The 6104-nt window shown below is 30.3% G+C and carries 6 protein-coding genes; 1 reads left to right on the plus strand and 5 read right to left on the minus strand.

All coding sequences use genetic code 11. The features are described from left to right. The 4 genes from VJ881_09760 to VJ881_09775 form a co-directional block, all read right to left on the minus strand. Nucleotides 1-416 (minus strand): M20/M25/M40 family metallo-hydrolase (locus VJ881_09760; GenBank protein ID HKL76338.1); only part of this gene is annotated, 416 nt, incomplete at its 3' end. Between the two features lie 17 nt (nt 417-433). Further along, nucleotides 434-1081: a DUF1028 domain-containing protein gene (locus VJ881_09765; GenBank protein ID HKL76339.1), complete on the minus strand. Its 648-nt coding sequence runs from the start codon at nt 1079-1081 to the stop codon at nt 434-436. A gap of 50 nt (nt 1082-1131) precedes the next feature. Then, nucleotides 1132-2547, minus strand: coding sequence for an AbgT family transporter (locus tag VJ881_09770; GenBank protein ID HKL76340.1), 1416 nt, complete (start codon nt 2545-2547; stop codon nt 1132-1134). A 19-nt stretch (nt 2548-2566) separates the two neighbouring features. Next, complete coding sequence (locus VJ881_09775; protein HKL76341.1) at nt 2567-3769, minus strand: M20 family metallo-hydrolase; 1203 nt, start codon at nt 3767-3769, stop codon at nt 2567-2569. A 277-nt stretch (nt 3770-4046) separates the two neighbouring features. Here VJ881_09775 and VJ881_09780 point away from each other — a divergent pair, with 277 nt between their 5' ends. Then, nucleotides 4047-5759, plus strand: a complete 1713-nt coding sequence (locus tag VJ881_09780; GenBank protein ID HKL76342.1) for a sigma 54-interacting transcriptional regulator — start codon at nt 4047-4049, stop codon at nt 5757-5759. A gap of 68 nt (nt 5760-5827) precedes the next feature. Here VJ881_09780 and VJ881_09785 read toward each other — a convergent pair. Beyond that, the coding region (locus VJ881_09785; GenBank protein ID HKL76343.1) for an FAD-dependent oxidoreductase at nt 5828-6104 on the minus strand (277 nt) is incomplete at its 5' end.

Genomic DNA, 6104 nt, shown 5'->3' on the forward strand with positions numbered 1-6104 from the left:
GGTTGAAAAACAAATTTTACATTACCTTTAAACTCATTTTTTAATTTATTTAATAAGACAGCAACTCCAATTAAAATAGCAGTATGCCCATCATGACCACAGGCATGCATTACACCATCATTATTTGAGCTATACGGCTTACCCGTATTCTCCTGTATTGGCAGAGCATCCATATCTGCTCTTAATAAAATTGTCTTCTCATTTTTATTATCAGAGTTTCTTAATAAACCACATACTCCTGTGTGATAAATACCTGATTCAACTTCTAAACCTAATTTCTTCAACTCTTTTGTCACTAAAGCTGCTGTTTCATTTTCTTTAAAAGCTAATTCTGGATTTTGGTGTATTTTATGTCGGAGATTAATTATTTTGTCCTCAATATCTTTAGCAAATTTTAATATTTTATCTTTTTCCATAAAACCCTCCTATTCTTTTATGACTCAAAAGTTTTATAAAATAAATTTAAAAGTCTTTCTAATTCTTTAATTGGAGTTTCATGGTCATCTACTCGAAGATCAATATACCGATCATTATATCCTCCATACCCGCCATTTTCTTTGACTACAAAAAGTGCAGCTGCCTGTTTACCTCTGCTGTCTCCTCCAGCTTTTTGTCCTGCTTTTAAACTGGCCATAAGTCTATCTGCTAAAGCACCTTTTTCATTTTGAAAAGTAGAAGCCATTTCTTCAATAGTTTTTTCATCAACTAAAATATTACCCTGAGCTGTAAAATTTTCACCTTTAACTGCTCCTGCCCATTCATGACATTCTTTTCCAGTGAAATTAGCTGAGTTACCTTTGGCATCCATAATTCCAATCTGTCTATGTTCTTTTTCCGGGTCATTTTCAACTAATAGTTCTATTACTTCTTTAGGAGATTTTCCTTCTTTTAAAAGAGAAAGTCCTCTGGGTCCATAAGTAGTATTTCCTTTAGCCTGAGTAGCAATAGCACCAACACCGGCTTCAGCCCAGGGAACTACTGAACCTACTGCCAAAAATTTGGATTGAACTGCAATACCCAATTCTTCTGTCTCTGGATCAAAAGCAACAATTGAAAAAGTAGCAATAGTTTCTTTATTCATTTACATCACCTCAATCAAATTATATTCAGTTAATTAGATATTTTCAAATGTTAATAACCTATAAAAGTAGCTATAGCTATAAAAATCCACCCTACCACAAGCACTTTTAATACCATAGGATAAATAAATTTAAACCATTTTTCAAATGGCACTCTTGCTAAAGCAAGCATAGCTAATAATCCACCCAAAGTAGGAACAATTAAATTCATTACTCCATCTCCAATTTGAAAAGCTATTACGGCGGTTTGTCTTGTTAAACCTACTAAATCACTTAAAGGTACCATTATAGGCATAGTAGCCATAGCCTGTCCACTTCCTCCAGGAATAAAAAAGTTAATAATCGAATGAGAAATAGTCATAAACCATCCTGAAACAAGAGGTGGAAACTGCTCTAATGGCACTGATAAAGCATAAGTTATAGTATCACCAATTTTACCATCCTGCAAAATAACTGTAAGACCTCTAGCTACACCAATTATTAGTGCACCACTAGTTAAACGTGAAGCTCCTTCAATCATCTTATCTACTAATTTATCAGAATCATATTTAGCAACAATACCGGTTAAAATTGCTCCTACCATAAATACTGTTGATATTTCTATTATATACCAGTGGTGCTGAAGAGTACCATAAATAATAGTGGCAATTATTGCAAATAATATAAAGATAACCTGTTTATGAGTACCATTTAACTCATATTCATTTATTTCTTTTGATAATTCTATATCTTCTGTATTAGCATTTTTAATTAAACTTTTTCTATCTCCACTTTTAACTTTCTTACCATAACTGGCTGTATGATGGGCTAAAACTATCAATGTCACAACCATAAATGCAAATCGCAAACCAAACCCTGAAAACATAGGTAACTCAGCAATTGCATGAGAAACACCTACAGTATAAGGATTAATAGGAGAAGTTGCAAATCCAAGCCCTATACCTCCTATTGCTATTCCTGCTCCTACCATTAAATCATACCCCATTGCCAGAGCAATCATAACTCCGATTGGAATAAGAGCTATATTATTTTCAAAGCCTACTACTGCTCCTAAAGCACCAAAAACGAAGGTCATAATCCAGATCATTTTTTGACCAGCATTAGAACTACCTTTAAGTTTTTGAACAATAACACCAAGTCCATTTTCTAATGCACCAGTTGATTCAATAACATTAAATAAAGCACCTGCAAAAAAAACGATAAAAATAATATTTGCTCCAGAAATCATACCTTTTGGAATTGATTGTAGTAAGCCTAGTATCCCAACCGGACTTTGTTCTACAAATTCAAAACTACCTGGAATTACTCCTATTCTACCATTACTCATTTCTTCTCTTGCAAATTCACCTGCTGGAATTATATAGGTCAAAATTGTAACTAATACAATAATAACCATTAAAAGGACATAAGCATTAGGAATTCTTTTATACCACTTCTTTTTACTACTGACTTCTTGATTTTTATTCATTATTTCACACTCCTTTAGATTAATTATCCAATATTTTTATGGTTTCTAACATAACTTCTGTTCCTTTTTTGATATCTTCCCAGTCGGTCCACTCTTCTGGACTATGACTTATCCCTTTATGACTTGGGACAAAGATCATTCCTGTGGGGGTAATTTCTGATAGAGGATTTGCGTCATGACCTGCTCCACTAATCATTTCTTTGTAATCATAATCTAATTTTTCTGCAGACTTTTTTATAGCTTCCTGAACTTCTTTATCTAAATACACACCTCCTTCATATAAAATATCTTCAATAATTAATTCTTTTTCAGATAAACTTTCTTTAATTTTTTTCATAACTTTATTTATTTTATCTTTTTTCATATCTCTTAATTCTATTGTAAATTCAGCTTTTCCAGGTATAACATTAACTGCTCCCGGCTCAACTTCAATTTCACCTACTGTTCCAACTAAATTTCCTCCAAGGTTATTAACATATTCATTAACTTTTATTATTAATCTACTTGCTTTTAGTAAAGCATCATCTCTTAAATTCATAGGAGTTGTACCTGCATGATTTGCCTCACCTTTCACAATAGCCTTATAGCGAGCAATACCAACAATCCCCTGGACCACTCCAATTGAAATTTCACCTCTTTCCAAAACTTCTCCCTGTTCAATATGCATTTCTAAATAATTTTTTATTTTATTTTTATCAATTTTAGTATTTTTTACTTTTTCAATACTTATTCCTTTATCTTTAAAAAATTCTATTTCTTTTTCATTTAATTCAATATCTCCAGTAAAACATCTGCTTCCTAAAGTTCCTCCAATTTCAGTTCCTTCTTCTCCAATAAAAACTGCCATAGTTAAATTATAATTATTAGTATAACCATTTTCTTTAAGGGTTTCTAAACTTTCTAATGCAGCTAAAACTCCTAAAGCTCCATCAAACATCCCCCCTTCTGGAACAGTATCAATATGGGAACCAACCATAACATGTTTATCAGTTTTCGGAGAATTTAAAGTACCAAATAAATTTCCAACTGAATCATGATAAACTTCTAATCCAGCTTTATGCATTAATTCTTCAATAAATTTATCTGCCTTATTATATTCTTCAGTATAAGGCAATCTTGTTATACCCTTATCACCATAAGGCAGATCTTTATTATTACCATTATATCCTTTCCATCCCAACTCAATTAAATTATTTTTCAACCTTTTCATATCTATTTTCATGAATCTCCACTCCTTTAAATTTTTATTTTATAAAATTCATTTTATTTTGATTTGTCTTACTATTTATTATATGCATCTATTGTACCAGCCTTAAAAACCTATTTTCATAGGATTAACAAAGATTCAAATGGGTTAAAATATTTTTCTATAAATATTGTACCCCATTTAATAGGAATATTGTTAACTTCCCCTTGACTACAAACCTAATAAAAAGATATACTTAGTTATAAGTTAAATATTAACTTCTATCATAAGAAAAAATAAGGGGGAAATTATTTTGTCTAAAAAAATAACAATCTTAGCTATTGATGAAAAAATCTCACTCTTTTTTAAAAATGAAATTGATAGAATTTTTAATGGTCTTTTTGAAATAGATTATCGAAGTGCAGATATGGATCCTATCCCAACTGTAAAGGAAACTGACCTTGTCCTATTTACTGACCCCGATATCCTTGATAAACTATATGATATTATAGAATGTAATGCGCCAACCCTTATGATGAAGAGAACTATTACCCGAAACGCTCTTGATAATTTAAAAAAACTACCTTCAGGAAAAAAAGCCCTTGTAGCAAATATTAATCAATATATGGCCAATGATACTCTTGCTCTACTTTATCAATTAGGTATAAATCAATTGAAACTACAACCTTTTTATAGAGGCTTAGAAAAAATCCCAAAAAATATTGACTATATCATCGCCCCTGAAAAATATGATTTTTTGCCAGAAATAGACTCCGAAATAATTATTATCGGAAATAGAGTTTTTGATATATCCAATATTATGGATATACTAAGTCTTTTGGAAGTAGAACGTAAAAAAGCAGAACAAATTGTTAAAAACTATATTTTCAGGGTGCCTACTTTCTGGTATGGAGCAAAATATAACTGGAACAAGAGAAATAATCAACCAGAAAAACTAACAGGTTATTTTTCCAAACATAAATTCAGTCATTTAATTGGAAAAAATAAAAAATTTTTAGCTACTAAAGAAAAAGCTAAAAAAATATCAGGAACTAATTCCACTATAATCTTATATGGAGAAACAGGAACTGGAAAAGAACTTTTTGCAGGAGCAATTCATAATGATTCTCCTCGAAAAAATAATCCCTTTGTTGCTATTAATTGTACTACCCTCCCTGAAAATCTTCTGGAATCTGAATTATTTGGTTATGAAAAAGGGGCTTTTACTGGAGCTAAAAAAGAAGGAAAAATTGGTCTTTTTGAAAGAGCAGATAATGGAACATTATTTTTAGATGAAATTGGAGATTTACCTCTCTCTTTACAAACAAGACTACTTCGGGTTCTTGAAGAAAAGGAAATTATGAGAATAGGTGGAGATTCAATTATACCAATTGATGTCAGAATCATTGCTGCCACAAATCGTAATTTGCAAGAACTTGTTAATAACGGACAATTTAGAAAAGATCTTTATTTTCGTCTTAATGTTTTTCAATTCCATATTCCTTCTTTAAGAGAAAGAAGAGATGATATCCTGCTTCTAATAGAACATTTTTTCGACAAATGGCAGGTCAATAGAAATATAAATCAGAATTTCATATCTTTTTACCAAAATTATAATTGGCCAGGAAATATTAGGGAATTGAAAAATGTATTAAAAAACATGATAACTCTTTCTCAGGATGATCTGAAACTTGAAAATTTACCTGATTATCTGAAAAATGAAGATAATTTCAATAAAAAAATAAAGAAAAATATAGTTTTAAAACTAATTTATATTTTAGAAGAAGAAAAAAAGGACACAGGCAGAAGAACCCTACTTAAAATATTTAAACAACTATATTTTTATATATCAGAAAAAAACTTAAGAGATATTATTAAGTTACTTGAAAAAAATAATTTTATTGACATAAATAAAGGACGAAAAGGAAATTCAATTACTAAAAACGGTAAGAAATTTTTAGAGGAAAATAATTATATTAGTGATAATAATCATGAACTCAAAGAAAAAATAAAAAACTCCTTTTAGTAATTATTCTTCAAAATCTAATTACTAAAAGGAGTATAATGATTAACTTAATTATAATCTATAAATTTTTATTTTTCTATCTTCTCAATAATATCTCGAGCAATAACTATCCCAGCAACTGAAGCCTGCATCAACCCTCTTGTAATACCTGCTCCATCTCCACCAGTATAGAAATTTTTGATTTTAGTTTCTAAACTATCATCTACATTTAAACGTGATGAATAAAATTTGACTTCAACTCCATAAAGTAAAGTATCTCTTGAATAAAGACCAGGAGCAAGTTCATCTAAAGCTTCTAACATCTCAATAATACCGGTTAAATGCCTGTGTGGTAATACCAGACTT

The organism is Halanaerobiales bacterium (assembly GCA_035270125.1).
Classification (GTDB): Bacteria; Bacillota; Halanaerobiia; order Halanaerobiales; family DATFIM01; genus DATFIM01.